General features: G+C 60.0%; 3 protein-coding genes. 2 read left to right on the top strand and 1 reads right to left on the bottom strand.

Features of this window, described 5'->3' with window-relative positions:
• Nucleotides 1-108: 108 nt before the first annotated feature.
• Nucleotides 109-963 carry a glycine betaine ABC transporter substrate-binding protein gene (locus tag ACE04F_RS00640; protein WP_486104041.1) on the bottom strand — a complete coding sequence of 285 codons (855 nt, stop codon included), beginning with the start codon at nucleotides 961-963 and terminating at the stop codon, nucleotides 109-111.
• A 427-nt stretch (nucleotides 964-1,390) separates the two neighbouring features.
• Between ACE04F_RS00640 and ACE04F_RS00645 the strand changes: the two genes are divergently transcribed.
• Both ACE04F_RS00645 and ACE04F_RS00650 read left to right on the top strand, forming a co-directional pair.
• Nucleotides 1,391-2,689 carry an alpha/beta fold hydrolase gene (locus tag ACE04F_RS00645; RefSeq protein WP_486104043.1) on the top strand — a complete coding sequence of 433 codons (1,299 nt, stop codon included), beginning with the start codon at nucleotides 1,391-1,393 and terminating at the stop codon, nucleotides 2,687-2,689.
• Complete coding sequence (locus ACE04F_RS00650; RefSeq protein ID WP_486104045.1) at nucleotides 2,682-3,470, top strand: MlaA family lipoprotein; 789 nt, start codon at nucleotides 2,682-2,684, stop codon at nucleotides 3,468-3,470. The genes ACE04F_RS00645 and ACE04F_RS00650 overlap by 8 nt, the downstream gene beginning before the upstream one ends.
• Nucleotides 3,471-3,503: the final 33 nt, after the last annotated feature.

Genomic DNA, 3,503 nt, shown 5'->3' on the forward strand with positions numbered 1-3,503 from the left:
CCCCCCCCCCCCCCCCACAGGGGGTGCGTCGAATTCAGGAATCACGGGCACAAAAAAACCGCATGACACACCGTCATGCGGTTTTTCGGAACAGTCAGACCAGGCCGTTTATTTGCCGGTCCACTCCTTCACGCGGTCCGGGTGCTTGGCAACCCAATCCTTGGCGGCGGCGTCTGGTTTGGCGCCTTCCTGGATCGCCAGCATGACTTCACCGATTTCGTCTTTCGAGGCCCACTGGAATTTCTTCAGGAACGCGACCACTTCCGGCGCCTTCGCTTCCAGGCCTTTGCTGCCGATGCTGTTTACGGTTTCAGCCGCGCCGTAAACACCCTTCGGATCTTCCAGGAAACGCAGTTTCCACTTGGCGAACATCCAGTGCGGCACCCAACCAGTGACGGCGATGGACTCGTTTTTCTTCTCGGCACGGGTCAACTCGGCAATCATGCCGGCGCCGGAGCTGGCCTTGAGTTGATAACCGCTCAGGTCGTAGTCCTTGATGGCTTGTTCGGTCTTGAGCATCACGCCTGAGCCGGCGTCGATGCCGACGATGCGTTTCTTGAAGGTGTCGTCGGTCTTGAGGTCTTCCAGCGACTTGGCCTTGACGTACTCCGGCACGATCAGGCCGATCTTGGCGTCCTTGAAGTTGGGGCCGTAGTCGACCACCTGGTCCTTGTTCTTCGTCCAGTAGTCACCGTGAGTCACCGGCAGCCAGGCCGAAAGCATCGCATCGAGCTTGCCGGTAGCCACGCCCTGCCACATGATCCCGGTCGCCACCGCTTGCAGCTTCACGTCATAACCGAGTTTCTGCTTGATCACCTCGGCCGCCACGTGGGTGGTCGCGACGCTGTCGGACCAGCCGTCGACATAACCAATGCTCAGGGTTTTGGTTTCGGCGCTGGCCAGGGTGGAGCTGATCGCCAGTACCAGTGCGGCACCTGCGCCCAAGAGTCGTCGCATCTTCATCGTTACTTCCCCGAAAGTGCTGCGCCCGACGGATGCCGAGCAGCGTCAACGTATTGTTATGGTGCACAGCGCCCCCATCACGCTCACCTGCAAACCGGTTCGAACGCCAGTGGAGTACTGACAGGCTGATCATCAACCTGCGCCGCTCTGGAACCTGCTCTGTCTGCGACGCTGAGGCAGCGAGAAACGACATCAGAAAGCCAGCAAGCCATTCCAGGCGTTTCAGACCGCGGATTTCGATCAAATCTTGCATGTCTGAGCCAGGCGAGCCGCCGGGTCACTAGCGGTCACCACGCCTCACCGTGTATCGTCCCGCTACTATCGCGACCCGTCCGCGCTTGTTTTGCAGCCGTCATGGCACTTGGCTTCGCTTCGGTGGTCATAGGCTGCGAACTTCATTAGGCACCTTCCTCTTAGGGATCCAGACATGCTCCGTTCCTTGCGCTTCGCTGCCCTCGTCGGCGGCCTTATCCTGAGTGCGTCCGCGCTGGCGGTGGATGTCGACGCCGCCAGCTATGGCTACCCCTTGACCAACCCGTTCGAGGCGACCATCGCCACCACGCCGCCGGACCTGCGCCCGGAGCTGCCGCTCGATGAGGACATCAACCAGTCGGACCAGAGCCTGACCCTGCGTCCGGAGCGCGAATTCATCCTGCCGGACAATTTCTGGCCTGTGAAAAGCCTCACCTACCGCATGGCCACCCAGGACAAACCCGCGCCGCTGATCTTCCTGATCGCCGGCACCGGTGCGCGGTATGACAGCACGCTCAACGAGTATTTGAAGCGCCTCTACTACAAGGCCGGCTACCACGTGGTGCAGCTATCATCGCCCACCAGTTTTGATTTCATGAGTGCCGCTTCGCGCTTCGCCACACCGGGCATCACCAAGGAAGACGCCGAAGACATGTACCGCGTGATGCAGGCCGTGCGCGCGCAAAATCCGAAAGTGCCCGTCACCGAGTACTACCTGACCGGCTACAGCCTCGGCGCCCTGGACGCAGCCTTCGTTGCGCACCTGGACGAGACCCGGCGCAGTTTCAACTTCAAGAAAGTCCTGTTGCTGAACCCGCCGGTGAATCTCTACACCTCTATCACCAACCTGGACAAGCTGGTCCAGACCGAGGTCAAGGGCATCAACAGCACCACGACATTCTATGAACTGGTGCTGAACAAGCTGACCCGCTACTTCCAGCAGAAAGGCTACATCGATCTCAACGATGCCCTGCTTTATGACTTCCAGCAGTCCAAGCAACACCTGACCAACGAACAGATGGCGATGCTGATCGGCACCTCGTTCCGTTTCTCGGCGGCCGACATTGCCTTTACCTCGGACCTGATCAACCGTCGCGGCCTGATCATCCCGCCGAAGTTCCCGATCACTGAAAGCACCAGTCTGACGCCCTTTCTCAAGCGCGCGCTGCAATGCGATTTCGACTGCTACCTCACCGAACAGGTGATCCCGATGTGGCGTGCGCGCACCGACGGCGGCAGCCTGTTGCAACTGGTCGATCAGGTCAGTCTCTACGCGCTGAAGGATTATCTGCAGGCCAGCACGAAAATTGCCGTGATGCACAACGCCGACGATGTGATTCTCGGCCCCGGCGACCTCGGCTTTCTGCGCAAGACCTTTGGCGACCGCCTGACCGTTTACCCATTGGGCGGCCATTGCGGCAACCTTAACTACCGCGTCAACAGCGACGCCATGCTGGAGTTCTTCCGTGGCTAAATACCTCCTGCTTATCGCCGCGTTAATGAGTGCGGGCCTGGTCCACGCCGATAACAGCAAGGCCAATGCGCCGGTGGTGGTGGATTCGGACGGCTTCAAGGAGCCGCTGACCAAACTCAAGTTCAACCCGGGCCTGGACCAGCGCGAATTCGAACGCTCGACGCTCAACGCCTTGAACGTCTACGACCCGCTGGAATCGTGGAACCGCCGCGTCTACCACTTCAACTACCGCTTTGACCAATGGGTCTTCCTGCCTGTTGTCGACGGCTACCGCTACGTCACTCCGAGCTTCGTGCGCACCGGCGTCAGCAATTTCTTCAACAATCTGGGGGACGTGCCGAACCTGATGAACAGCCTGCTGCAATTCAAGGGCAAGCGTTCGATGGAAACCACGGCGCGCCTGCTTCTAAACACAACCGTCGGCATCGCCGGCCTCTGGGACCCGGCCACCGCCATGGGCCTGCCGCGCCAGAGCGAGGACTTCGGCCAGACCCTGGGTTTCTATGGTGTGCCCGGCGGCGCGTATTTCGTGCTGCCGATCTTCGGTCCTTCGAACCTGCGCGACACTTCGGGCCTGCTGGTGGACTACACCGCGGAATCGGCGATCAACTTCCTGAACGTCTCGGAAGTCAGCTCCAACCACCCGGAACTGCTGCTGTTGCGCGGCGTGGACAGGCGCTACCAGACCAGCTTCCGCTACGGCCAGCTGAACTCGCCGTTCGAATATGAGAAGGTGCGTTACGTGTACACCGAGTCGCGCAAGTTGCAGATCGCCGAATAACTTTCGGCAACTGCAAAACCCATTGTGGGAGCG

This window comes from Pseudomonas sp. AGC41 (genome assembly GCF_057334555.1).

Excerpts from the sequence above, each read along its gene's own strand:
- ACE04F_RS00640 (WP_486104041.1), bottom strand. The coding sequence starts at position 963 with ATGAAGATGCGACGACTCTTGGGCGCAGGTGCCGCACTGGTACTGGCG.
- ACE04F_RS00645 (WP_486104043.1), top strand. The coding sequence starts at position 1,391 with ATGCTCCGTTCCTTGCGCTTCGCTGCCCTCGTCGGCGGCCTTATCCTG.